General features: G+C 44.7%; 17 protein-coding genes. 8 read left to right on the top strand and 9 right to left on the bottom strand.

Annotation, left to right across the window (positions count from 1 at the left end; genetic code table 11):
- Positions 1-18 precede the first annotated feature (18 nt).
- Complete coding sequence (locus C1T21_RS08715) at positions 19-1,722, top strand: methyl-accepting chemotaxis protein (protein ID WP_103047953.1); 1,704 nt, start codon at positions 19-21, stop codon at positions 1,720-1,722.
- A gap of 96 nt (positions 1,723-1,818) precedes the next feature.
- Here C1T21_RS08715 and C1T21_RS08710 read toward each other — a convergent pair whose 3' ends face one another.
- Positions 1,819-3,093, bottom strand: coding sequence for an oligosaccharide MFS transporter (locus C1T21_RS08710; RefSeq protein WP_069291668.1), 1,275 nt, complete (start codon positions 3,091-3,093; stop codon positions 1,819-1,821).
- A gap of 773 nt (positions 3,094-3,866) precedes the next feature.
- Between C1T21_RS08710 and brnQ the strand changes: the two genes are divergently transcribed.
- Positions 3,867-5,225 carry a branched-chain amino acid transport system II carrier protein gene (gene brnQ, locus C1T21_RS08705; RefSeq protein WP_103047952.1) on the top strand — a complete coding sequence of 453 codons (1,359 nt, stop codon included), beginning with the start codon at positions 3,867-3,869 and terminating at the stop codon, positions 5,223-5,225.
- A gap of 15 nt (positions 5,226-5,240) precedes the next feature.
- On the opposite strand, the gene C1T21_RS08700 is transcribed toward brnQ, so the two are convergent.
- Positions 5,241-6,161, bottom strand: a complete 921-nt coding sequence (locus tag C1T21_RS08700; RefSeq protein ID WP_103047951.1) for an AraC family transcriptional regulator — start codon at positions 6,159-6,161, stop codon at positions 5,241-5,243.
- Positions 6,162-6,342: 181 nt separating this feature from the next.
- Between C1T21_RS08700 and yicI the strand changes: the two genes are divergently transcribed.
- Positions 6,343-8,667 carry an alpha-xylosidase gene (gene yicI, locus C1T21_RS08695; RefSeq protein WP_103047950.1) on the top strand — a complete coding sequence of 775 codons (2,325 nt, stop codon included), beginning with the start codon at positions 6,343-6,345 and terminating at the stop codon, positions 8,665-8,667.
- Positions 8,668-8,825: 158 nt separating this feature from the next.
- Here the strand turns inward: yicI and C1T21_RS08690 are convergent, their stop codons facing one another.
- Positions 8,826-9,779 carry a serine hydrolase domain-containing protein gene (locus tag C1T21_RS08690; RefSeq protein WP_103047949.1) on the bottom strand — a complete coding sequence of 318 codons (954 nt, stop codon included), beginning with the start codon at positions 9,777-9,779 and terminating at the stop codon, positions 8,826-8,828.
- Positions 9,780-10,050: 271 nt separating this feature from the next.
- On the opposite strand from C1T21_RS08690, the gene C1T21_RS08685 reads away from it, so the two are divergent.
- Both C1T21_RS08685 and C1T21_RS08680 read left to right on the top strand, forming a co-directional pair.
- Entirely contained in the window at positions 10,051-11,769 is a 1,719-nt protein-coding gene (locus tag C1T21_RS08685) for a methyl-accepting chemotaxis protein (protein ID WP_103047948.1), read from the top strand.
- 90 nt (positions 11,770-11,859) lie between these two features.
- Complete coding sequence (locus tag C1T21_RS08680) at positions 11,860-13,170, top strand: MFS transporter (RefSeq protein WP_103047947.1); 1,311 nt, start codon at positions 11,860-11,862, stop codon at positions 13,168-13,170.
- Between the two features lie 54 nt (positions 13,171-13,224).
- Here the strand turns inward: C1T21_RS08680 and C1T21_RS08675 are convergent, their stop codons facing one another.
- The 3 genes from C1T21_RS08675 to fsa form a co-directional block, all read right to left on the bottom strand.
- Entirely contained in the window at positions 13,225-14,424 is a 1,200-nt protein-coding gene (locus C1T21_RS08675) for an MFS transporter (protein WP_103047946.1), read from the bottom strand.
- A 1-nt stretch (position 14,425) separates the two neighbouring features.
- Positions 14,426-14,881: a MarR family winged helix-turn-helix transcriptional regulator gene (locus tag C1T21_RS08670; RefSeq protein ID WP_103047945.1), complete on the bottom strand. Its 456-nt coding sequence runs from the start codon at positions 14,879-14,881 to the stop codon at positions 14,426-14,428.
- A gap of 188 nt (positions 14,882-15,069) precedes the next feature.
- On the bottom strand, positions 15,070-15,717 hold the full coding sequence (gene fsa, locus C1T21_RS08665) for a fructose-6-phosphate aldolase (RefSeq protein ID WP_013309811.1): 648 nt from the start codon (positions 15,715-15,717) through the stop codon (positions 15,070-15,072).
- A 185-nt stretch (positions 15,718-15,902) separates the two neighbouring features.
- Between fsa and C1T21_RS08660 the strand changes: the two genes are divergently transcribed.
- Positions 15,903-16,613 (top strand): CBS domain-containing protein, encoded by a 711-nt coding sequence (locus C1T21_RS08660; RefSeq protein ID WP_103047944.1) that lies wholly within the window; start codon positions 15,903-15,905, stop codon positions 16,611-16,613.
- Positions 16,614-16,636: 23 nt separating this feature from the next.
- A complete protein-coding gene (locus C1T21_RS08655) occupies positions 16,637-17,257 on the top strand; it encodes a TraX family protein (RefSeq protein ID WP_103047943.1) in 621 nt (206 codons plus the stop codon).
- 90 nt (positions 17,258-17,347) lie between these two features.
- Here the strand turns inward: C1T21_RS08655 and C1T21_RS08650 are convergent, their stop codons facing one another.
- The 3 genes from C1T21_RS08650 to C1T21_RS08640 all read right to left on the bottom strand — a co-directional run bounded on the left by C1T21_RS08650 (position 17,348) and on the right by C1T21_RS08640 (position 24,076).
- Complete coding sequence (locus C1T21_RS08650; RefSeq protein ID WP_103047942.1) at positions 17,348-18,346, bottom strand: polysaccharide deacetylase family protein; 999 nt, start codon at positions 18,344-18,346, stop codon at positions 17,348-17,350.
- A 119-nt stretch (positions 18,347-18,465) separates the two neighbouring features.
- On the bottom strand, positions 18,466-22,161 hold the full coding sequence (locus tag C1T21_RS08645; protein ID WP_103047941.1) for a non-ribosomal peptide synthetase family protein: 3,696 nt from the start codon (positions 22,159-22,161) through the stop codon (positions 18,466-18,468).
- A gap of 145 nt (positions 22,162-22,306) precedes the next feature.
- Entirely contained in the window at positions 22,307-24,076 is a 1,770-nt protein-coding gene (locus C1T21_RS08640; RefSeq protein ID WP_103047940.1) for a methyl-accepting chemotaxis protein, read from the bottom strand.
- A 467-nt stretch (positions 24,077-24,543) separates the two neighbouring features.
- On the opposite strand from C1T21_RS08640, the gene C1T21_RS08635 reads away from it, so the two are divergent.
- A complete protein-coding gene (locus C1T21_RS08635; protein WP_103047939.1) occupies positions 24,544-25,014 on the top strand; it encodes a GNAT family N-acetyltransferase in 471 nt (156 codons plus the stop codon).
- Positions 25,015-25,032: the final 18 nt, after the last annotated feature.

Below are 25,032 nucleotides of genomic sequence, written 5' to 3'. Positions count from 1 at the left end.
TACGGGAGGAAGATAAAGATGTTTAAATTAACGTTAAAGAAAAAAATAATTAGTGCAGCGCTCATACTGGTTATCGTACTGTCCCTTTCAAGTGTTATAGGCGTCATTAAGATGTCGGAAATGGGTGAGGCTTCTGATAAGGTAAATAACAGGTCTTTACCCGCGGTTATTCTTCTTCAGGGTATGGATAAGCAGATTACAGAAATCGATAGACTCACCGTTCGATTGATACTTGAAGAGGATGCGGCTGTTCGCAGCACTTATCAAGAAGAATTAACCAAAGCTACAGCTTCAATGGATAAGAGTGTAAATGAATATCAAAGTTTAGCCTCTACGGCAGAGGAAAGAGAACTGTTCACCAACTTTTATGGTCAGTGGGCAATGTATCTTCGCCATCTAAAGGTGGTTTCCGCTGCCATGGAAGAAAACGACAAAGTGATGGCCTACATGATCATTCATGGAAATTCTTCTATTTATAAGGCAGCATTAGACGATGTAAATAAACTGAAGCTACTTAATGAGCAGTACGCCACTGATGCCGCTAATCAATCGAGTCAATCTTACCATTCAGGTAGAATTTTAATGATTTCTCTGACTATCATATGTACGATCCTTGGAATCATCGGTTCTTTTTTACTGGCTCAATCGTTCACTAAGCCCATATTAAAGATAGCGGAACAGATAAAGCTGGTAACGAGAGGGGACCTGCAAGTGGAACCCCTTAGTATCCGATCAAAAGATGAGGTCGGGGAACTGGCATCCGATTTTAATGAAATGTGCGATTCACTGCGTAACCTTTTAAAGGAAGTTGTGGATAATTCCTTACTGGTTGCCTCTACAGCAGAACAGTTAACGGCCAGTGCGGAACAGACAAGCATCGCTACCGAGCAGATAGCTATAAGTGCCACTCAAGTCGCAGAGGGATCTCAGACACAGCTTGCAGATATAGCTGAAACGCTGAATTATACGGTAGACGTTTCTAAAAGTGTAGAGAACATAACCAATCGCTTTGTGAATGTGGCGAATCTCACAACCCAAGCACAAGAAAAAGCAAACAACGGGAAAACCCAAATGTCTTCCACTGTCTCCCAAATAAGAGATGTGCATACCAAGGTAACTCAATCTGCTGAAGTGGTAAATATTCTAGGCGAAAAGTCGGCGGAGATTAAACAGATCACAGCTATGATCAGTGATATAGCAGCCCGAACCAACTTGCTTTCACTAAATGCGAGTATAGAAGCTGCAAGAGCGGGAGAGCAGGGAAAAGGATTTGCGGTTGTCGCTTATGAAGTACGCAATTTATCGGCACAAGCAAGTGAAGCAACGGGCAAGATTTCTTCGCTCGTCAACGAAATTACCTTAAGAACAGATGAAGTTGTGATTTCAATGAATGAAGGTGTTCAATCTCTGAATGAAGGCATGATGCTTGTCGAAGGTGTAGGTAACGTTTTTTCTGAGATTGTCGGTGCCGTTGAAGAAGTGAGCGGTGAGGTGGACACAGCGGCTATAGAAGCAAGATCCGTAAATGAAGGAACCGTTTCTATGGTGGAATCGATGAAGAAAATTTCTGAAATCTCAGAACGTGCAGCAGATTCTACTCAAACAGTCGCAAGCGTAGTTGAGGAAACTACCGCATCCATGCAGGAAGTGTCTGCAGGTGCTAATATGCTTGCCAAGAGGGCGGAAGAGATGAATCAAACGGTGTCGGTATTCAAGATTTAAAATAAGCTTTCAAATCAACTGGAGTTAAGAGCGGCAGCCTTGGACGAGAAAAAAAGTCCTAGACTGCCGCTGTTTTGTTAAGCTCAAACCATTAGATTACGAATGAACGGCTTCAGCTTTTTTGGCTGCTCTTTTCAGATCCTGTTTACGGCGTTCCTCCAGATACCGCTCCCCATTCTTCTTGTCTGCTGTCAGTGTAAAGCAGGATATGATGGTGAACAGGCCTGCAATGGAACCCAGAATTACATAAGTTATCGGGAAATTTAATACTTCATACATATGCCCCACAATGGGCGAGAAAATGGAAACCACCAGGGAGCCCATAAACAAATACAGCAGGTACATGGTGGAGGACAAGCGCTGGTCAAAGTTAACGGTAATGTATTTGAAGATGGCTACCAGAATAAGCGGTTTCTCCAAGGAGTGAATCATCTTCATTGCAGCTACCCATATGGAACCGAATGGCAACGAAGAGCCGATAATACGCAAAGACATGATCGACCCGGCAATAATTAATGCCCATTTGGCGGTCGTTTTGTTCACAAACCAAGGGGTAACGAAAAGGAACACAAATTCCAGGAAAACCTGCACAGCGCTCAAATCGCCGAGGAATTGATTTCCTTCCGCTTTGGAACTGAACTGCGATACGAAGTATGTGGCAAACTGCTGGTCATATACCTCATAGATTTGGGTCACGCCAACCATGAATAGCATAAGAAACCAGAACTTTTTGGTACGCACGAGATGCAGCACATCAATTAGCTTCAATGATTCTGTTTTCTGCTGCTCCTGTCCGGAAATTTCGACTTTGGTCAGGAAGATGCAGATCATGGCAACAACGGCAGATACCGAGGCAATCCAGAAGGTCAGATTTACATTGATATTGATGACCCGTCCTGCAACAAAAGTAGCCGCCGCCCACCCAAGTGAACCCCACATACGAACCCGTCCGTATTCAAAGCCATATTTACGCGAAACTTTGTCCATATACGAATCGACGACACCGTTACCTGCATTAAATACCAGGCCGATAAATAGCGCACCAACAATGGCACCAATGACGAACTGCGTTTGTAGTAATGGACCGTACACATAAATAAAAAAGGGTCCGACGAGCAAAAGAATCGTAAAGAGTATGTACAGCAGATGTTTTCTCAGACCCAGCTTGTCGGATAAGTAACCGAACAGGGGCTGCATGATCAAGGCCACGATTGAGTTAGCCGCATATAGAAATCCCGTGTAGGTTTCTGAAATTCCCAGGCTTTGTCCCAGCCAAATGACAAAAAAAGACATGGCAGCAGACCATGTAAACAGATAAGCGAAGTTAAAAATACTCAGAGACCAATAGTTGCGTTTTGCCAAATTCATCATGTTTAAGCACCCCTTCAAATTGTAGCCGCTCAATGTGTTGTCAACGTCAATATGCATTGTCAATACTATTAATTGTAAGGATTTTTCATTTGCTTCCATAGGGCATTTTCCCAAGATTTCCTGTGCTTATTTCAATCAGTTGAGGATTCGAATAAAACAGCAGATCCTGATATGGATTAAATTGGGGCTCAAACTATTTTAAATATGTTGAAGAGGAATAGTAGGGGATGAATAGTGAAAAGATTGAACCATGAGAACATGCTTGTGTGTAACTACATCTACATCTTGTAAGAAATAAGTCCTAAGTGTAAAATTCTCTTATAGTTCATTAAGCTCACTAAGTTCATTTTGCAAGTACAAAGTTACTTGAAACACTGATCGTATATAGAGTATTGTGTAACGAAGAGTTAGGACGAAGCCCACTCATCCTAAAGGCACAGGTTATCACTAGGCTCAATAGACATTGCTAACATCCAGATAGAAGTAGGATGCGAATCGAGAATACGGCAGTCTTTATAGTTGCCACGTTTTATTGATTAAAAACTTTCCTATACCGGTCAGAAGGGGGAGCGGATGGCTGTCCCTGATTGATGCTGTATTTAGATCGAACTGAGGATTATTTGTGAAAAGCACGAGGGTTACATACTCTAGCCAATCAGATACCGTCCTTTGGATGCAACAATGGGCTACGTCCCTATTAACATATAGTATACAAATTAAAAAGAAAACGAATAAAAACAAAATGTTGTGAGTTCGTAGTTGGAGGATTTATTATGTCGAAAAGTGTTTCTTCGTCCTTTATTATCATTATAGGATCAATGTTATTTGCCTTATTTTTTGGTGCAGGGAATCTAATCTTTCCACCTATGCTTGGGCAAATGGCTGGAAAGAATGTATGGATAGCCAATGCGGGTTTCTTGGTTACCGGAGTTGGCTTACCATTACTAGCCGTCACAGCCTTTGTTTTTTCGGGCAAAAGCAATTTGCAAACTTTAGCGAGTCGTGTACATCCTGTATTCGGCCTTGTCTTTACAACAATCCTTTATCTAGCCATCGGGCCTTTATATGCAATTCCTAGAACCGGTAGTGTGTCATTTGAAATTGGAGTAAAACCTTTTTTTTCAAACAATGCAGATCATCCTGTCGCACTTTTTGTATTTACTATCCTTTTTTTTGCAGTTGCATGTTTGTTATCACTTAATCCTACAAAAATTATTGATGTAATCGGAAAGTTCCTAACACCCATTAAATTGACCTTCATTGGATTACTTGTGATTGTAGCTATTATTCACCCAATAGGAAAGTTCCAAGAACCTGCGGAAGGTTATACATCGAATGTCTTTTTCAAAGGCTTTCAAGAGGGTTATTTAACATTGGACGCTCTTGTTGCCTTTATTTTTGGAATTATCATTGTTAATGCAATTAAGGATAGAGGAGTTACTACCAAAAAAGAGTTGATGATCATTTGTGCCAAAGCGATAGCAATTGCGGTTATACTCTTAGCTTTTATCTATACGTCTCTTTCATACATGGGAGCTTCTAGCGTTGAAAAATTGGGTGTTTTAGGAAATGGCGCTGAGGTGTTAGCTAAGGTTTCCTCCTATTATTTTGGATCTTATGGTTCTATTCTATTAGGCTTAATGATTACAGTAGCGTGTTTAACGACAAGTGTGGGGCTTATCACTTCCTGCTCTTCCTTTTTTCATGGATTATTTCCAAAAATCTCTTATAAAAGAGTTGCTCTCATGTTATCTATATTTAGTACCCTTGTAGCCAACATAGGTTTAACACAGCTCATTAAGGTTTCAACGCCGGTATTAATGGCAATATATCCTATTGCTATTTCTCTAATATTTTTAACTTTTTTACATCCCGTATTTAAAGGAAAGTCAGAAGTATATCAAGGCAGTTTGATATTAACCTTTATCATTAGTTTATTTGATGGCTTGAATGCTGCTGGAATAAAAATTAATGTAATTAACGATTTTTTCACTCATCTTCTTCCATTATATAATGTAGGGTTAGGGTGGTTAATTCCCTCTGTTTTGGGAGGCGTAGCTGGCTACATATTTACTAAGTTAAGAGGAAGAAAAATAATTTTAGTACTTATGAAGCCCAAAAAAAATAAATGATTTATCCTATGCATATTAGTCTGTTATATAAGGGACAGCAAGCGCCTGATCTGCTTCGTGCTGCTTACGGTACTGCGAAGGGGTCAGGCCGTTCCATTTTTTAAAGGTCGCAATAAAATAACTTAGATTGTCAAAACCAACATCCAGCGCAATATCAACCACTTTGCGATCACTTTGCTCCAGCAACCTGCAAGCCTTTTGAATCCGATGATAGTTGATATATTCTACCGGACTTTTCTGAACCATCTGCTTAAAAAAACGGCAAAAATGCCCTTCACTCATTCCAATCTCATCTGCGATCTCCCGTAAACGTATAGGCTCATGAGCATGACTGTTGATATACGCCAACGCTTTTTTGATCCGTTCCACTTTGTTGCGTTGACCTGCCATAATCACATCCTCTCCATTAGCGGGGGTCATGTGTGGGTACAGGCAGGCAATCATGCTATAGAGCTGCGCCTTGGTCGCCAGTTCACGGGCAGGCGTATTCTGCTCATGGCTGGTGATAATGTGTCGCAATGCAGCCAGCACCTCTTGCTCCCAGGGCTGCACGCCGCGAATGTGAGGGGGAGGGACAAGCTTTTTACTGATAAATGGGTCAATAAACTGCGTTTGCACCGTATCCTGCGTGCGGCTGTGCAGCATGTCTGGATGAAACACCACCGCAGAAAATATGCAGCGAGGGCTTTTTTGTAAATAACCGGCGTGAAGCTCGCCGCTGTTGACAAAAAGAGCTTCACCTTCGTTCACCTCCGTATAGACCATATCCGTCTGAAATACGGCGCTCCCCTGTTCTACTATGATAAACTCCATTTCTTCATGCCAATGAGACTCCAATATACTATTTCCGTTCAACTGCTCCACGCTTGGGTATACGCTGACTGGGTACATAGGATTGCCATGAATGCGGTTTTCCCGCAACATTTCTCTTTGCATGTCTATGACTCCTTTTCCGCAAACTGATTTATATAGAAAACATCAAAATATTGATACAATACGTCAAAATAAAAGAAGTAAACCCTTACATAAATCAATATTATTATAGTAAGGATTTCGAAAAAATCCAACAAGCGATTTGGAATCAAGAATATAAAGATCGAGACGGAGGAAGGAACAGATGAAATTTACAGATGGCTATTGGTTGGTTCGCAAGGGCTATGAAATACAAAATCCTGCTGAAATCCGTGATATTGTGACGGACGATGCTTCCATGACGGTATATGCAGCGACCCACCGGATCGAGCATAAAGGAGATACGCTGAACGGAGCGTTGCTGAAAGTGACCTACAGCTCGCCTATGCCGAATGTCATTCAGGTGCGTCTGAACCACCATAAGGGACGGGTGCATCAGGGACCGAATTTTGAAATTCACACCTTACCAACAGAGGTAGACATTACGGTGGATGAGGACGTAGCGGTACTGAAAAGCGGCGATCTGAGTGTGCGAGTTGGCCGTGGGAAGAGCTGGGATGTAGGCTTTTATGTCGAGGATCGCAAAGTCACAGGCAGCGGACATCGGGGACCAGGCTATATTACAGACCCGCAGGATCAGCCTTTTTTCCGGGAACAGCTGGAGCTTGGCATCGGTGAGTACGTATACGGACTTGGAGAGCGTTTCACCCCGTTCGTAAAAAATGGCCAAGTGGTCGATATCTGGAATGAAGATGGCGGGACTAGCAGTGAGCAGGCCTATAAAAACATTCCATTTTATCTATCTAATAAAGGGTATGGTGTGTTCGTCAACCATCCAGAAAAGGTATCCTATGAGATTGCATCGGAAAATGTATCAAAGGTTCAGTTTAGCGTCTCCGGCGAATCGTTAGAGTATTTTATTATTGGTGGAGCTAACCCTAAAGAGGTACTGGACAATTACACCAAGCTGACGGGTAAGCCTGCATTACCACCAGCCTGGACCTTTGGTTTGTGGCTGACCACTTCGTTCACAACAGATTATGATGAAGCGACAGTGAACCATTTTGTGGACGGGATGGCTGAGCGGGATCTGCCACTCTCGGTATTCCATTTTGACTGCTTCTGGATGAAGGAATACCAATGGTGCGATTTCCAGTGGGATCAAGACATGTTCCCGGACCCGGAAGGCATGCTGCAGAGATTGAAGGCAAAGGGTCTCAAAATTTGTGCATGGATCAATCCGTATATTGCGGAAAAATCCATTTTGTTCGATGAAGGTATGGAAAATGGTTATCTGGTCAAAACCGCCGATGGCAGCGTGTGGCAATGGGATATGTGGCAGGCGGGGATGGGGCTGGTTGACTTCACAAATCCGGCTGCAGTCGCCTGGTACCAGGATAAGCTGAAGGTGTTGGTAGATCAGGGGGTGGATTGCTTCAAAACTGATTTTGGCGAGCGCATCCCTACCCATGTGGTATATCATGACGGCTCTGATCCACTGAAGATGCATAATTATTATACGCATTTGTACAACAAGGCTGTATTTGATGTGCTGGAGGAAAAGCTGGGTAAAAATGAAGCCGCACTATTTGCACGTTCCGCTACAGCCGGGGGGCAACAGTTCCCGGTTCACTGGGGCGGAGACTGCTCGTCGACGTATGAGTCGATGGCGGAATCCTTGCGAGGCGGTTTGTCGCTTGGTTTGAGCGGCTTCGGCTTCTGGAGCCATGATATTAGCGGCTTTGAGTTAACGGCTGCGCCGGACGTGTACAAACGGTGGGTACAATTTGGACTTTTGTCCTCCCATAGCCGTCTGCACGGAAACGAATCCTATCGCGTGCCTTGGCTGTTTGATGAAGAATCAGTCGACGTGGTGCGTAGCTTTACAAAACTCAAATGCTCGCTAATGCCATATCTGTATCCTTCTGCTGTGGAATCCTCAGTAAAGGGACTGCCGATGATGCGGGCTATGGTATTGGAATTCCCACAGGACCCAACCTGTGCAACGCTGGATCTGCAATACATGCTGGGGGATTCCATTTTGGTAGCCCCGATCTTTAATAAAGAAGGCAATGTGCAGTATTATGTACCAGAGGGTCAGTGGACAAATTTACTTACGAATGAGAGAGTGTCAGGTGGTTGTTGGGTTAACGAGCATCATGATTTTACAACTTTGCCTGTGCTCGTGAAGCCGAACACACTGTTAGCAATCGGTCATGAGGACAGTCGTCCGGATTATGATTATGCTGATCAAGTGGCACTTCATTTGTTTGAGCTTGGTGAGGGTCAACAGGCTCGAACGGTTATCGTGAATACGTCAGGTGAAGAAGAGCTAACGGTTACTGCAAGCCGCAAGGATTCTGTCATTACGGTGAAGGCTGAAGGTGCTGTTAAACCATGGTCGATAGTCCTGCGCGGTATCCATGAGACTGTTCAAGTGGAGGAAGGCAGCAGCCAGCCGGGAGTACAGGGTGTAATCATTACACCAGCTTCCAGCGGACAGCAAGAGCTTACGATTCACTTGGGCTAGGTAAGGCTCTAGAAAGTGGATGAAGTATGTCATAATGTAGCGATTATATGCAAAAAAGGGCTTGCCTGATCCAACAGGCAAGCCCTTTTTGATGCAGATTTTTGATAGAGATCAATTTGAATAGAGACCAGTTGCAACTTTTAGCATCGGTATTATTCCTATCCATTCTGCTGGAGTAGCAGCGGTACAACATACTGCCGGAAAATATCCACAGGAGCCCGTTTCTTTTTGAATTTATCAGCGGTAACGACAACAACCATGTCATACGACGGGACGACAACAATGTACTGCCCACCGAAGCCGAGAGCGTAAAAATAGTCCCTTTCAGTTCCTGTCTCTGTTTCATCTGAAAAGGAAGAAGTCCACCAGTGCCAGCCGTAAAATGCTTTTTGTGGTTTGGCAGCAGGAAGAAACGGACGGGTTGAATATCGGACTGTCTTTGTTTGGATGATCTGCCGTCCTTCCCAGCCTCCTTCGTTCAGATAAAGCCGCCCGAATTTGAGCATGTCCATCGGCCTGAGATGCAGCCCGAATCCACCCGTATGAGTGCCCTGAGGATCGGTCTCCCAATGGTAGCTTTCGATACCGAGCGGTTGGAATAATTGCTGCTCGGCAAATTCAGCAACTGTTTGTCCAGAAATATTACGTAGTATGGTGGCCAAAAGTTGAGAACAGCCAGAACTGTATTCCATTCGTGTGCCTGGCACATCCGATAATGGCTGTGAAAGCACAAATTGCACCCAGTCTGACGTTTTGCTCATGGTAGGAAAAGAATTTTGCCCGCCAAATTCCGTCCAGTTAAAGCCTGCGGACATCGTCAGCAGATGTTCAATCGTTATATCACGCTTTCGAGAATCACTATCTGTGGCCAACTGGGGAAAGAATTCGAGGATTGGCGTCTCCGGTTTCGGTCCCCGTTGCTGGTCCATAGCGATACAAACTAATGCGGAAATCACGCTTTTCGTACAGGAATTTATTTTATAGAGTTCGTTAGCAATTTGAGGTTCACGATAGTAATTCATGATCATGTTACCCTGCTGCTCAATAAGGCAGCTACGGGTTTCCAACTCGTTAAGCACGTGAATAAGCGGTTTGAGTTCCAGACTTTTCATGCAGATCCTCCTTGAGGCTTATGGCATACCAATACATAGTATATCATTTTAATAGTCTGAAATTCGAAGGCTACAAACTGAAAACAGTTCATTTACCTAATTTTGAATTTTTTTGTTTTTTGATATTAAAAAAGATATATATGTTCACTGAATAGACACAAATATATTTAAAAATCTATACACTTTTTCTGTTTCATTCAAAAAAACAATCGGATAAAACGATATATAGTAAGTTGGACATTTTATTCAGAAATAACTGGGGGACCGATTCATGAATTTAACAATTAAGGCCAAAATGATTCTTAGCGCGATACTGATCCCGAGTGTGATTGCAGCTATGCTGCTTACCAATTACATTTTAAGCGTACATAGTGAGAATGAGTACAAGGATATTATGAATCGTGAAGAGGCTATTGCGTATAACTCGAAGTCTCTTCAATTTTTGTTAAACGGCATATCTAATGATGAGCGGGCATATTTGCTAACTCGTGACGAACAGTATGGGAAAGAGATCGGAAACAAGCAGAGTGAAGTTGCAAAGTTGCTACAGGAGACAGAAGCTCTGCTTAGTACAGGCAATGAGGATTCTAAGAAAAAGATGACTGATCTCAAGACGGGGATTAATACCTATATGAATCAAGTTCATCGTTTACTGGCTACAGCGGGGTATCAGAGTACAAGAGATGATGCTTTCCCGCCATTTTCTGATTTGCTCGATGATTTTGAAAACGAACGGGTGTTGCGTAAGCAGCTTGATACCAAGGTAGTAGCATTCGTCAAAGCTCAAGAAGATATGGTAACGGTGAAAGTACAGCAAGCGCACCAAACGATGACGAATACATCCTTGATTACGAGTATTGTAGGACTTCTAGTTATCATTTACAGTATTTTTCAATCCATTGTTCTGATTCGTTCAATTCGTCCATTACACCATATGAATGGGCAGCTGTTGGAAATGTCTGAAGGTGGGGGAGATTTGCGTAGCCGACTGGATATTACGTCCAAAGACGAAATCGGTATGATTGCAAGCTCCTACAACAAGCTTATTGAGGGATTCCGCAGTATTATAGTGGATGCTCAGGATACGGCGCGTACATTAACCGTAACCGCAGAGCGGGTTAGCGTAAGTACAGAGGAAATGAATCAGGCCAATCGTCATACTTCCGGTGTAATGGAAGAGCTAGCGGCTGGTATGGAGCATCAGGTCGATGATATTACACAAACTACAGATACCGTGAAAGAGCTAGCCCACGAACTGGAGCATATTGCAGCTACGAGCCAGCAGGTGTACGAGTTATCTGATACAGCCGCTAAAGATGCAGAAGCAGGAGAACAATCTATAGGTCAGGCTATGCGTCAGATGGAGAAGGTAAGCGAAAGTGTAGACAGCTCTGCGCGTGCTGTGCGTTCACTTAGTGAACAGGCCGAACAGATTGGCATGATTGGAGCGGTCATTACCGGAATAGCCAAACAGACAGGGATGCTGGCGCTCAACGCGTCGATTGAAGCGGCAAGAGCCGGAGAGCAGGGCAAAGGATTTGCTGTTGTAGCCTCTGAGGTAAGAAGATTGGCCGAGCAGGTATCAGTTTCAGCAGCAGAAATCACACAATTTGTGCAAAATATTCAGGAGCATGTTGGAAATGTCGCTTCCAGTATGCAGACCGGGACGATTGAAGTGCAGTCTGGCGTAAAGGTCATGCAATCCGCAGAAACCGCATTTCGTCAGATTGGAAGTTCCATTCAACAGGTCAGCGAACAGATTCACAGTGTAAATCGGTCCGTAGAACAAATGTCCGGCGGATCCGAGCGAATGGTGGAAGCAGTAGAACGTATTCGTGAAGTAGCAGAGCAGTCGGCAGGGGGAACCCAGAGTGTCAGTGCGGCGGCTGAAGAGCAACTGGCTTCCATGGAGGAAATTGCATCATCTATTCATACACTGGCGGATATGTCGCAACTGCTGAATGCAAGGGTCGGTGGATTTAAAGTGTAGCCGTATAAATTCCCACCAATGTAAACACAATAACATCTGTTGAACGAATCAGAACAGCTGTGTTATTACTTTTGCAAAGGTGGTAACGGGATGCAACAAAATAAAGGGAATCTGCTTGCGTTAGGTTCCATCCCGCTGATGATGACGCTGGGTAATTCCATGCTGATTCCAGTTTTACCGGAAATCGGACGTAAGCTACATGTAAGCTCTTTTCGGATTAGTATGTTGATTACAGTATATGCGGTGGTGGCCATTTTACTGATACCGATTGCGGGCTATCTCTCCGACCGATTTGGCCGTAAGGCGGTGATTGTTCCCTGTCTGATTCTGACTGTGATTGGAGGGGGGATTTCTGCGGTGGGGGCATGGCTGCTTCACGATTTGGCAGCTTACTGGACCATTATTGCAGGCCGTCTACTTCAGGGTGCGGGAGCGGCAGGGGCTTTTCCTATAGTCATTCCGCTTGTGGGCGATCTGTACGAAAACGAGGATGAGGCCAGCAAGAACCTAGGGGTAGTTGAGACCTACAACACATTTGGTAAAGTGCTAAGTCCGATACTCGGTGCTGCGTTGGGAGCAGTCCTATGGTTTTTGCCATTGGCGGTGATTCCGGGACTTTGTCTGATTTCGCTCATTTTAGTGCTTTGGCTGATCCATGTGCCTAAGCGTAAGAACCAACCGATTATGTTTCGAGAGTTTGTGGGAAATGTGAAGCAGGTGCTTGCCGAAAAAGGACGCTGGCTCTATGCTATTTTCGCCATGGGCGGTATTTGTATGTTTGTCATTTTTGGCGTCCTGTTCTACTTATCCGACATACTAGAAAGTCGTTACAACCTTCATGGAGTGTGGAAAGGTTTTGTGTTAGCCATTCCGCTGATTTCCCTCTGTCTGTGCTCATATGTAGGAGGCAAGATCATCGGCAAGCACAAAAAGCGCATGAAATGGATTGGTTTCAGTGGTTTGGCCGTATTGACGATCAGCTTTGCCATTCTCGGATTTTTCCAAAATATTTATGCGGTGATCGGACTGTTTACGTTAGGGGGCGGCGGAATTGGGCTCGCACTGCCTTGTTTGGATTCCCTCATTACAAAGGGAATTGAAAAAGAGGAGCGCGGAACCATTACTTCATTGTATAGCAGCATGCGCTTTGTCGGGGTATCGTTAGGCCCTCCGGTTGTTTCCTTGCTGCTGGGTCGCAGTGGACATGGTCTGCTCTTTGGCGTGATGGCCGCAGTGGGAGGCATTGCAGCTCTGCTGATGCTGTTTGCGGTCAGACCCAAGCAGGATGAACCCACAGATGACAAATCCAGTGACCCTGTGAATGTGGATGAGGGGCTAAAAGATGTGTCCCGAGAAAAGCCTCTTTCTCCCAAGCTAAGACGCAAAGCTCCTGTGAAATAAAGAAAAAACACCCGTTGTCCATGAAATCATGGCAACGGGTGTTTTTGATTCCTCTTACCCTTCTAGAGGGACATGCGTCTTAGGCTTACGGCTTGCGACGATTTGTATAACATAGATCAGTAAGAACAGTACAATAAACAGCGAGGAAAGACGGTACATCCACGCATAATCACTTGCTTTGGCGATAATGCCAAGTATAAGCGCTCCGGCTGCAACCCCGAAATCGAGGGAATTGAGAAACATACCGTTTGCCATACCCCTCTGTTTAGGAGACACGACCTGAATCATCCAGGTTTGCAGAGTCGGCTGCATGACTCCAAACCCGATACCGTAGCAAAGAGCAGACATATACATGAAGACATCGCTGTGTGCGTAGGAAAGCAGGATCAGACCGCCAATTAAAAACAGAGAGCCGGGGATGAGCAGTGCTTTTGCCCCCTTTTTGTCATAAATACGGCCCGAGAAGGGACGCACGATCAGCACGGATACCGCATTAAACAGGAAAAAGTAGGCAGGATGCGCAAGATTTGCTTCATCCCCGTAAAGCGCCATAAAGCCGAGTAACCCACCATATGTGATAGACATCAGCATGTTCAACAAGGCGGGAATCCACAATTTACGGTTAAATGCCGGTTTTCGCCCTTCTTCCAAAGGAACCATAGGTGGTTCGATGTGCCCCTTAGGTAGTGTACGAATCAGCCAGTAAGCCAACGGGAATATCACAACAATTACAGCTGCTGTCGTATAGGCAAGCAGGTTGAAACTCCCGTATTGCAGCATCGAAATGCCGATGGTTGGCCCAATCGACATCGCTAGACTGGTGGACAGACTAAAAAAACCCATTCCTTCACCGAGACGTTTGGGCGGGATGACATCAGAGGCCATCGTTGGAAAGGCTGTACTACTCATACCGAAGCCGATCCCAAATAACATCCGCATGAGCAGAAGCACTGTAATCGTCGGTGAAACACTGTACCCCAGCGTTCCTGCCAATGCAAATAGCAGGCCCACGAAGATCAGGGTACTGCGGTGTCCTTTTTCCAGCATACGGGCTGAAAAGAGTCGTGCTGCAATCGCACTTAAAGCGAATAAGGTGGTAACGAGACTCACCTGAACGGAACTAGCGTGGAATGTATTTTTCACATAAGAAGGAATGGAAGATAGGATCATCTGTAATTCCAGAAATAAAAATAGATTGGAAACCGTAAGAACGATAAATTCCTTGGTCCAAAGAGGTTGCTTGCCCTGTTGCATATTAATCGGTCTCTCCTTGTTTTTCTGATTCAGTCATGTTGGCGTGAATTTGTAAAAGAGTCTGGCGGAATTGCTTCAGATCGGCCGAGGAAATTCCTTTTACAAAATCGTGATTGGCATCACGTTCGACAGGAAGAGTCTTCTCCACAAGCTGTCGGCCTGCTTCAGTCAAATGAAGCAGATAGGCCCGACGATCCTGTGGGCTATTGACACGCCGTACCCAGCCCTTCTTGTCCAACATATCAATAATTCGAGTCGTGGTAGGCTGGTCCTTCACGGCCTTAGCTGCAATTTCTTTCTGATTTAAACCCTCAGCCTGATAGATTTGGTACAGAACCGACCATTGCTCTGGGGAAATATCATAAGGTTTGAGGCGGTGCAAGAGCTGCTGACTCATTTTGCGGTGAGTAATCCCGAGCAACATCCCAATGGAACAATCGGGAGGCAAGTTATTCATAGTTACTCCTTTCTGTTTCCCGTACATAAATTAATTAGTTGTTATAACAATTATATGAACAACAAGTTATTTTGTCAAAAAAAGTTGTTCAGCTTTTTGGATCTGCCATCACTAAAGCAAAACAAAAAACAGCCCGTAAAATACGGGCTGTTTGGGTTGATATAATATCGTTTGTCATGACTGGCGAATTAAGCTTTTGGTACAGTTTCCCAGTCCTTCAGGAAGCGTTCGATACCGCTGTCTGTCAGCGGGTGTTTCCACAGAGAAGGGAGCAAGGAACCTGGAATGGTGGCAATATGTGCACCAGACAGAGCAGCATCTTCTACATGCTTAATATTACGGATGGATGCGGCGATGATTTCGGATTTCAGACCATGAATGTCCAAAATTTGTCTCAGTTCACGAATCAGCTTCATACCATCAACAGCAATATCATCCAGACGTCCTACGAACGGGCTGATAAAAGTAGCGCCAGCTTTGGCTGCCATCAAACCTTGAGCCGCGGAGAAAATCAGTGTTACATTCGTTTTGATTCCGTTCTTGGTCAGCTCGTTACAAGCGTACAAGCCGTCTTCGGTCATAGGAAGCTTGATAACCACGTTCGGTGCCCACTTGGCGATATCATAAGCTTCTTTGAGCATATCTTCAGCCTTCAGACCAATAACCTCAGCACTTACAGGACCTTCAACGATACTGCAAATCTCCTGAATGACTTCCTTGAACACTCGACCTTCTTTAGCGATCAGTGAAGGGTTCGTTGTTACACCATCAACCAGACCCAAACGTTCAATACGTTTGATTTCTTCAATGTTACCAGTATCCAAGAAAAATTTCATTTGATTTCCTCCTCAGGTTTAGATAATACATAATACATATCACATGCGATGTACAATAGTTCATTTAAATGTAGCATATTGCACACGTTAAACTTATAATTAGTATGTATTACATTCTTAATTGTGACACATTTTAAATTTGAAAACAAGCTGTGTATGATTAAAATTTGATGAATTGTCGGAAGATGCTGAAATTTATCGATCTATGCTCGTCTATAATGTATACTACCCCACTCCATAAGGAGGTAATCATTATTCAACTGTCTGAAAGACAGCGGGAAATTGTTGATATTGTCCGGCGTCTGGCACCTGTTACGGGGGATAAAATTGCTGAAACACTGGGATTGACGCGTCCGACTCTCCGTTCTGACCTTGCTCTGCTCGTTATGCTCGGGCTGGTGGATGCCAAACCGAAGGTAGGCTACCTGCCAGGACGTTACCCCAAATATGATAGTCATATCGGCAACATGCTCAAAAAGCTGACTGTGGCAGATATACTTAGCGATCCGATTTTGATTTCCGGTGACGCTACCGCCTATGATGCGGTGCTGATGCTGTTTCAGCAAAATACAGGCACGCTGATGGTCACAGGGGAGGAGCAGGAGCTCATTGGAATTGTTACCCGCAAGGATTTGCTGAAGGTCATGCTGGGGCATACCGATCTTCACACCGTCCCGGTGACCATGGCCATGACGCGCCGGGCCCAAATGACGACGCTTGCTCCAGAAGACACTTTACTGGAAGCGATATCGAGACTGATTCGGCATCAGGTCAATTGTCTTCCAGTTTTGGACGAGCAATGTAGCTCCTCAACTCTAATTCGGGGGTTGGTAGGACGGGTTACGAAAACGGATATCATGAACGCCATTCTGAGCTTGACAGAAGAAAAAACGTAAAACATTGAATAAGGGGGCCTTGTATGTACTGGTTGGCCATGCTGACGATGCTGATTGACCATGTCGGACTTGTGTTTTTTCCGACGGATCCGGCTTGGAGAATTGCCGGCAGGCTTGCTTTTCCAATCTACGCCTACGCGCTGTATTTGGGATATACTCATACCCGAGACATTCGGAGCTATATGCTCCGTCTACTCGGACTGGCTCTGATTTCTCAGGTGCCCTATATGCTGGCATTTGATGTGCTTAGACCGAACGTAATCTGGACGCTATTGGCCTCGTTGCTCACGCTGGCTGCTGCATCCCGCTTGAAGTATTGGACAGCTGTAACGGGTCTGTACGTCCTTTCAGCTCTGGTTATGGAGCTCAGCCAGATGGATTACGGAGCCTATGGACTGCTGTTGGTTCTCATTTATCGATACACCCGTTCATATATAATGATTGCGGCCCATTTTGTTTTGAACGTAGTGTATGATATGGTGCATCACGCGAATCTCCAACACTTTAGTCTGCTGTCTAGCATTCTGATCGCATGTTTTGCAACTGGAGAAAGCGGATTTTATAGTCGGGTACCGCGCTGGTTGTGGCGCAGCTTTTACCCGGTACATCTGGCTGTTATCGCGGCAATTCGCATCTGGCCCTAATCTACATCTCATACAACAAAAGAACCTTTAAAACCACGACATAAATGGTTTTAAAGGTTCTTTTTTATCCTTCAATAAGCTAGCCAACGTTTAGGATACTTTGTTGGGACCTTGGGCAAAAGGAAGTGGGCGAAGGGGAGCACCTTCCTTCATGTATTGCACCAATACTTCTGGAATATTGTGTATTCCACCTGCATTGACGCGATAGCCGTTCGTTTGCCCGGGCGAGTTAATCCCCCGTTTCACTGTGAATGTAACGTCAATTCCCAAGGAACGGCAAATTTCCAGCGTCTCCTTGGTATACCCACCATAAGGGAAGGCAAGTACATTCTGATCATTGTGTAGATGCTTGAACAGCTTCTTGTCAGCCATGCCCAAGTCGGTATAAATCCGCTGTTTGAACTCATTCTCGGTTTCCATTCGCCCCAGCTTTTTCGAATACACCGGACCCATCAGAAGTGGCTTTTGTTGGGTGCGCGCTGTGTTGGAGTATCCGTAAGCATGCTGGTCATTGGTATGGTTGTAAAAATCAATACCCTCGGCATGCATCTGATGAATTTGATCCCATGTCAGCTTTGGAATACCAATATGTTTGGGATTGCTGATCGTGGACGTGATGAGAAAATTGGTTGCCGGTACCTGGTACTTTTTCAACACAGGAAAAGTGTCCGTATAAAAGGACTCATAGCCGTCGTCGAATGTCATAAGTACTGCATTATCAGGAACCTTGGCTTTATGTAAAATAAAGTCCGTATACTCTTTCATCGTGATCCAGTGGAAGCCGTTAGCTTTCATTTCGTCCAACTGCCTCGTTAAATTACTAAGCTTGAGAGCGCCGGGATCAGGTGGAGTCTTGGTCACCTCATGATACATCAGGACAATTACTTTGTTTTGGTAATATACTTTATCTGGTGTAGGCGTCAGTGAGAACAAATGGCGTACCAGTCGATCTGCATGAGCTGTACGTGTACGATGAGTCCCCTTAACTGTGGGTGTGTGGTATATGCTACGTGCTTCATACACCAAAATCCCTAAAATAGCCAACAAACTTATGATTAGCAACGTTCTTTTAAAAAAAGTGTGTTTCATTGAATGACATCCCCCGCATGCAAAAAAATTCTGAAAGTATAGAGGTTTATACTAAATATGAAACTAGCAAAATCTAGTCTATCATACCGAAAACATGCGGGGGAAATATCACAACTTTGTTACCTCTGTGTTGCTTTTACAGATACCGATGGAGAGGTCGGGAAGTAACCGATCTCGACGGCATGCTGGATCATGTTCCGAATAAAGTTAAGGTCGGTTGCCGGGCATTGAACGCCAGCTTGTTCCAGCAGAGCTGCGGTTACAGAGCATCCGTAACGGTAAGCTGAATCCTTGGCTCCGTCACCTTCCAGTTGTCCCATAGCAAGGTGAAGGGCATCCTCCTGAATGCCGGAAGACGGATTCAGCAGCCAAGCGCTGTAATCGTCAAAAGGCAGAGTTTCTACTGCGTAACCGAGTTGGTTTACCATAGCGATCAGTTCATCATATGGCAGTGGGTTCGGATTGCAGATATGGAAAATGCGGTTTGCGCTTTTTTGATGAACGGACAGCTCTACGATAGCACGGCTGGCGTAATCAATCGGTGTGAAGTCCGTATGCCAATCAGCTTGTGGCGCTTTGCCCAGCAGCAGCATCGCCTTCATCATACGATAATAAGCATTGCTGTCGATATTTCGCTGGAAGCGTCCGTTGGCCGAATGGGCTGTCAAATTACCCGCGCGATAGATCGAGACAGGCGTACCCGCTTGAGCTGCTTGGAACAACAGCTTCTCCGCCGCGAGTTTACTGTTCGTGTACAGGTTGTCCACGTTCAATTCGTCTGGGAAGGCAGAAAGCTCCAATGCAGACTCCCATTTTCCTTCGTTAGCAAGATCCTCCGGTATTCCCATAGTGGAGACATGATGGAAGGATACTCCTGGCTTGGCTTGAGCGATTTTCAGCAGTTCCAGTGTTCCGGTCACATTGGTGCGATCGAAGGCTGCTGAATCACCAAAATGGCGAACGTCAGCGGCGCTGTGAATGATGCCGTCGATTTGGTGCTCCAGCATATGGCGGTCGACGGAAGAGAGACCAAGATCAGCTTGCTCCAGATCCCCATACACAGCCTTTACCCGTCCTTCGATCGAGCTGGAGACATCTTGTCCAAAATATCCTGTCAATACGGACTGAATACGCTCGATACCGGATGGACCGTCTTGAGAAGGGCGTACCATCGCGTATACTTTGGCTTCTGTCCGTTGAAGCAGGTCATATAGAATGTGCGAGCCCAGATAACCTGTAGCTCCGGTCAACAAGATCACGCGCAAGTCGCGGACTTCAGCTAAGTCAGAAGCACCAGACAACTCAATAGGATGCTCATTCAAGTCCATTTTTTCTTGAGAAAGCGCGAGAGGCTTGCGTTGCGGCGTTTGTTCCGTACCTAATTGTTCCACATATTCAGCAAGCTCGCGTACGGTTTTGTAGCGGAAAAAATCTCCGATGCGCAGCGCGCCATAACGCGGCTTTAGAATAGCCAACACATGAATGACACGAAGCGAATCGCCCCCGATTAGGAAGAAATCATCGGTAGCGCCAATGTTATTTTTACCAAGCACTTGAGTCCATGCTTCGGCAATGAGTGTTTCGGTTCCTTCTCGGAGAGGTTCCCCGCCAAATGAAAGATCAGACACTTCCGGCAGTGGTCGCAGGGCCAGCTTTTTGCGATCGATCTTGCCAGTTGGTGAAATTGGCATGGCTTCCAGATGAACGACATGGCTTGGTACAAAATAAGAAGGCAGCTTGCCCCCAATATAAGACTGAATAACGTCTTGTGGAATGGATTGTCCATCCGAAGTGGTGAAATAGCCAACTAACATGTTCTGATCTGTGTGATCTTTGACGGCTACTACAGCGACGTCCTGAACACCTGGATGTTTGGAAAAATGGTCTTCAATTTCTCCAATTTCAATCCGATTCCCCCGAATTTTGAGCTGTGAATCCTTGCGGCTTACGTATTCAATCGTACCGTCTGGCAGCAGCTTGGCGATATCACCCGAGCGGTACATTTTTTCACCCGGAACAAAAGGACTGTCCACGAACGATTGGGCTGTACGTTCTGGCTGATGGAGATAGCCATGGGCCAACGCAGGAGTAGCAATGCATACTTCGCCCGGAATATTGACAGGGCAAAGCTTGTTATCATCGTTAACGATATACACTTTGTAATTGTAAATCGGCTTGCCGATCGGAATATTGACGACATGCTCAGGCACGGCACCACGGACCCGATGGGTCGTTGTCGCTACGGTGCATTCGGTCGGTCCATATACGTTTACGATGTCGGTATCTGTACCGAATTTACTTTGGAACGCTCGAACTTGTGAGCCGTACAGCGCTTCGCCGGCCACGGTAACGATCCGTACCTTAGCGAGTTTGCGATAGCCTTCGTCTGACAAGTACGTAGATAGCTGATTAAAGAATACGGTCGGCAAAATGGTAATAATCGTCGTGCCTGTACGTGCAATGGCTTCAGCGAATTCTTCAACAGATACACGTTCCTCGGAAGACAGCAAGTACAATTTTGCACCGTAAAACAAGGCTCCAATTGTATCCCAAACGGATGCATCGAAGCTGTAGGTTGCAAATTGGGTCAATACATCCTGTGGGGTAATGTCGCAATCGCGTTGCACGACAGCTCCTAGATTTACGACACCGCGGTGAGCGATCAGGGCACCTTTTGGTTTGCCTGTAGAGCCGGATGTATAGATGACATAAGCTAGATCATCTGGACTTACATTAACGTTTGGATTGCTTGCAGCATAGCCTGCCAGTGGTCCGTTAATTGCTAAAATTTCTTTTACCGTATCAATGGAACCGCACAGTTCAGTCGCTTGTTCCATGAGTGCGGAAGTTGTTAAGACAAAAGGAGAACGCGTGTCTTCGACAATGTAGCTACTCCGGTCGGCGGGGTGAGCGGGATCAACAGGCACATACACGCCCCCGGCTTTCAGGATACCAAGCAGGGAAATAACGGTCTCTAAGCTCCGTTCCATAAAGATAGTCACGAATTCACCTTTGGTAAGACCTTTGGATAACAAGACACGTGCGACTTGGTTAGCACGTTCGTTCAACTCACGGTATGTGTACTCTCCAGTGTGGGAAGCAATGGCCGGACGATCAGGGTATTCTGAAGCCGCCTCCTCAAACATTCCATGAATAGTTTGATGCTCAGGATATTTCACGACTGTATTATTTAAAGCTTCGTGAGCAGCTCGATCCGCATCCGATAATATATCAATGGAATTCACAAGTGCATGGCTGTTGATTAGCGCGCCACGCAAAAGGGTTTCAAAGTATTCTGCGTATCGGACAACCGTTGTTTCCAGCAAGAGTGATTGATCATATCGGATCTGTATTTGATAAGTGCCATTGTGTTCACTAACAGCCCAGTCCATAATACGGGATTCTACACCGCTGTCCGTAGGCAGATTTGCCGAAAATGAAGTATCGGCTTGTGGTTCCGCAAGGTATGCATTAGGCTCACGGAGCATCTCCTGAAATAAGCCTGCTAGTTCATGAAAAGTCGTTTCCTTTTCGACTGTCAGCGAAGCTGTAAGCAGACCGGTTTGTGGCACAAATGTAGAAAAAGAAACTTCTTCTTCTGCGGATAGGCGATATACCCATGCAGTATATGCTGATAAGAGCAACGCTTGTTTGTCTTCCGCAGTTTTTTGCTGATTTAATTGTTCCGAGATGGACGCTTCTAACTCTACTTGATAAGTAGAGGATGTATGCTTGCGTTGTATACGTGCACAATCCAAGGGAACTAGGAATGGGGTTGGGGTTGTCTGTGTGCTGCTTTGTAGTAATGAAGCCATTACGCTAACCTCCTGAATGTATGAATTCTTAATATAAATGGTAAAACTCAGTAAATGCCTCCGATCCCTTCAAATGCATGAACAGGAGGGAGGCATTACCGATTGATTTACTTATAAAATAAATTTTGGAGTCGATAAATGGTTATTATGATTTGGTACGGTTGGTGTCTGCAATTTTGAAATAAGATGTAATTTCTTGAAGCTCTTCAGACATGGACGTCAATTTATGGGATGAATCAATGATCGAATCCAAAGAAGCTTTTTGTTCCTCCACCGTTTGCACAATGTGAACACTGTTATTGGCTGTTTTGGTTACAGTGGAAGAAAGATCGTCTGCTGTCGCGGTCATTTCCTGTGTACCCGCAGATATTTGCTCAGTAGCGCTGGAAACTTCTTGGATTTGCCATGCTACATTTTTAGTTGCTTGAAGAATATCATTGAACAGCACGCCTGCTTGTCCGGCAACGACGATTCCGTTTTGAACTTCAACGTTTCCTTGCTCCATCGACTTCACAGCTTGTCCGATTTCACTTTGAATTTCTTCAATCAGGGACGTGATTTGTTTGGTTGCATCCGCAGATTGTTCTGCCAGCTTACGTACTTCACTGGCAACAACGGCAAAGCCTTTACCTTCTTCACCAACGCGCGCAGCTTCAATAGAAGCGTTCAATGCGAGCAGGTTGGTTTGACTGGAGATGCCAGAAATGGTACTGATGATATTGCCAATTTCCTGCGAACGACTGTCTAGCAACTTGATGATACGGGAAGTATTGGTGACTGTATCGGTAATCAAGTGCATTTGGGATGATACCTTACTTACAATCTCGTTGCCTTCATTAGAACGTTTCTCTACCGAATTGGCTTCCTCCGCAACATTGGAAGAACTCGTGGCAATATTTTGAATTACCGAAGCCATTTCAGCCATGGCACGTGCACTATCTTCTGTTGCTTTTTCCTGCGAACGGATATTCTCGGTGATTTCACTGATGTTTTGATTAATTATGTTGGAATTGATTCCGTTTTGTTCGCAGATTGCGAGTAATTCCTTGGCAGATTCATTGACTTCATCAGTTGTTTGCTTCACTTTGGTCATAATGCTGTTAATATGACTTACCATATCGTTGAAGTTCTGATTCACGAGCCCCAAATCATCATGACCTGCATGAATTTGAACATCCAGATTTCCTCTGCTTACTTCGCTGATACCGTACATCAGTTGCTTAATCGGGGACAGCGTGCGTTTCACAACCCAATATTGAAGCGCCAGACAGATCAGTAGGAAAATCACTAAAATGGTAGCGCCGCTAATGAGCAGCTTGGTCAATCCTGCAGGTACGGCACCGGCATCTGCATCAACTGCAAAATATGCAAAGATTTTGCCACTTGGATCTTTAATCGGAGTCATCAAAGTCGTCCATGTACCAAAAGAATCATCGTAGAAGCTGGTAAATGTTGGTTTGCCACTGTCCAGCATACCGGTTACGCCTACTGCCACGACATTGGGTTGCTCGTACATAGAGCCAACGAGCAGCTTATCTTTTTCAAATGCTTCTCTGAGATCCGTTGGCATCGCCACAATAGATGTTAGATTGCCATTTTCGAGCTCCGTCCCGAATATATAGGCATGAGAGATATTCGGATTGGTCGCCATGATGTTATCTAGGTACGCGCGGAGTTTGGTTTGAACGGGTCCATCATAATTTTTCTCTTGAACCGCTTGGGTTACTTCATCGGAATTAATGCCCTGGGCCCACTTCAATGTGATTTTTTCCACTTGCCCATGCAATTGGTCTATCAAAATCGTACGTTGGATCAAATAACTGGACACAATAAGGACTAGCCCAATCAATACGATGTTGAAGAAGGATAATAATAAGTTTTTGGTGAAGAATGATAAGCTACTCCACTTTTTCAAAATGTTCCACTCCCTGGTTGTATTTTTGTATATGGTGTTGAACCGCTTATCGAATGAGATAATCAAGTCCCCCTTACAAACATAATAATCGAGATAATAGACCCTTGAATTTTATGTAATAGGTCTTAAGTCCTTTTACAGACAAGTATGATATCCCTATATATATGTCGTACGAAAAGCCCTTGAAATGAATACCTTACACAATAAAAAATTAATTTTTAATAGGTAAACGCTGTCTGTGTTTCAGTATATTCCAATTTATACTTCAACTTGAAATTCGAATTCATTACAGTCCATAAGCAACTATTCAACAGAAACCATCATACTTTATAATAGAGTCAAATGCACTTATCAATTTGGGACATTTTTCATATTTGATGTTGAAAATGCTTGATTTATCGCGGTTTTTGTGAATTGTTTGCGAAATGAGTCCTTATATCCATGCAAAGAGAAGAGGGATAAGAAGAATGTCCAAGCTTACGATTTTAAAGGTTGAGAGTAATCACGAGGATCTGCATGAGTTGATTCAAAGGCTGGATGAGGACTTGCTGGAAAGGTATCCTGCCGACGAAATTTACTTGGTTGATTTTTCCAATCCGAAAGTTAAAGAAATGGTTTTCGCTGTTGTGTATATGGACGAAAAACCGGTGGCTTGTGGAGGGCTTAGGCCTATAGATGCGGAAGAAATGGAGCTCAAAAGATTTTATGTCGATTCCTCTTATCGCAGACAAGGAATTGCGGTGAGCCTATTATCTTTTTTGGAAGAGGAAGCCAGCAAACGGGGAGTTGTAAGGATTAAACTGGAGACCGGAGCGGCTCAACCTGAAGCGATTGCTCTCTATACCAAACGGGGATACGAACCTATTGAACGGTTTGGGGAGTATGAACACGATGAAAACAGTCTTTGTTATGGTAAAAAGCTGTCTCTGTTATTATAAAGCGTTCTCTTATAAAAT

The sequence above is a fragment of the Paenibacillus sp. F4 genome, from assembly GCF_002894905.1.
GTDB lineage: Bacteria > Bacillota > Bacilli > Paenibacillales > Paenibacillaceae > Paenibacillus > Paenibacillus polymyxa_B.
The sequence above is the reverse complement of the archived record's forward strand: the minus strand, read 5'-3'. Positions and strand labels throughout refer to the sequence as shown.

Excerpts from the sequence above, each read along its gene's own strand:
- C1T21_RS08715 (WP_103047953.1), top strand. The coding sequence starts at position 19 with ATGTTTAAATTAACGTTAAAGAAAAAAATAATTAGTGCAGCGCTCATA.
- C1T21_RS08710 (WP_069291668.1), bottom strand. The coding sequence starts at position 3,093 with ATGATGAATTTGGCAAAACGCAACTATTGGTCTCTGAGTATTTTTAAC.
- brnQ (WP_103047952.1), top strand. The coding sequence starts at position 3,867 with ATGTCGAAAAGTGTTTCTTCGTCCTTTATTATCATTATAGGATCAATG.
- C1T21_RS08700 (WP_103047951.1), bottom strand. The coding sequence starts at position 6,161 with ATGCAAAGAGAAATGTTGCGGGAAAACCGCATTCATGGCAATCCTATG.
- yicI (WP_103047950.1), top strand. The coding sequence starts at position 6,343 with ATGAAATTTACAGATGGCTATTGGTTGGTTCGCAAGGGCTATGAAATA.
- C1T21_RS08690 (WP_103047949.1), bottom strand. The coding sequence starts at position 9,779 with ATGAAAAGTCTGGAACTCAAACCGCTTATTCACGTGCTTAACGAGTTG.
- C1T21_RS08685 (WP_103047948.1), top strand. The coding sequence starts at position 10,051 with ATGAATTTAACAATTAAGGCCAAAATGATTCTTAGCGCGATACTGATC.
- C1T21_RS08680 (WP_103047947.1), top strand. The coding sequence starts at position 11,860 with ATGCAACAAAATAAAGGGAATCTGCTTGCGTTAGGTTCCATCCCGCTG.
- C1T21_RS08675 (WP_103047946.1), bottom strand. The coding sequence starts at position 14,424 with ATGCAACAGGGCAAGCAACCTCTTTGGACCAAGGAATTTATCGTTCTT.
- C1T21_RS08670 (WP_103047945.1), bottom strand. The coding sequence starts at position 14,881 with ATGAATAACTTGCCTCCCGATTGTTCCATTGGGATGTTGCTCGGGATT.
- fsa (WP_013309811.1), bottom strand. The coding sequence starts at position 15,717 with ATGAAATTTTTCTTGGATACTGGTAACATTGAAGAAATCAAACGTATT.
- C1T21_RS08660 (WP_103047944.1), top strand. The coding sequence starts at position 15,903 with ATGCTGAAATTTATCGATCTATGCTCGTCTATAATGTATACTACCCCA.
- C1T21_RS08655 (WP_103047943.1), top strand. The coding sequence starts at position 16,637 with ATGTACTGGTTGGCCATGCTGACGATGCTGATTGACCATGTCGGACTT.
- C1T21_RS08650 (WP_103047942.1), bottom strand. The coding sequence starts at position 18,346 with ATGAAACACACTTTTTTTAAAAGAACGTTGCTAATCATAAGTTTGTTG.
- C1T21_RS08645 (WP_103047941.1), bottom strand. The coding sequence starts at position 22,161 with ATGGCTTCATTACTACAAAGCAGCACACAGACAACCCCAACCCCATTC.
- C1T21_RS08635 (WP_103047939.1), top strand. The coding sequence starts at position 24,544 with ATGTCCAAGCTTACGATTTTAAAGGTTGAGAGTAATCACGAGGATCTG.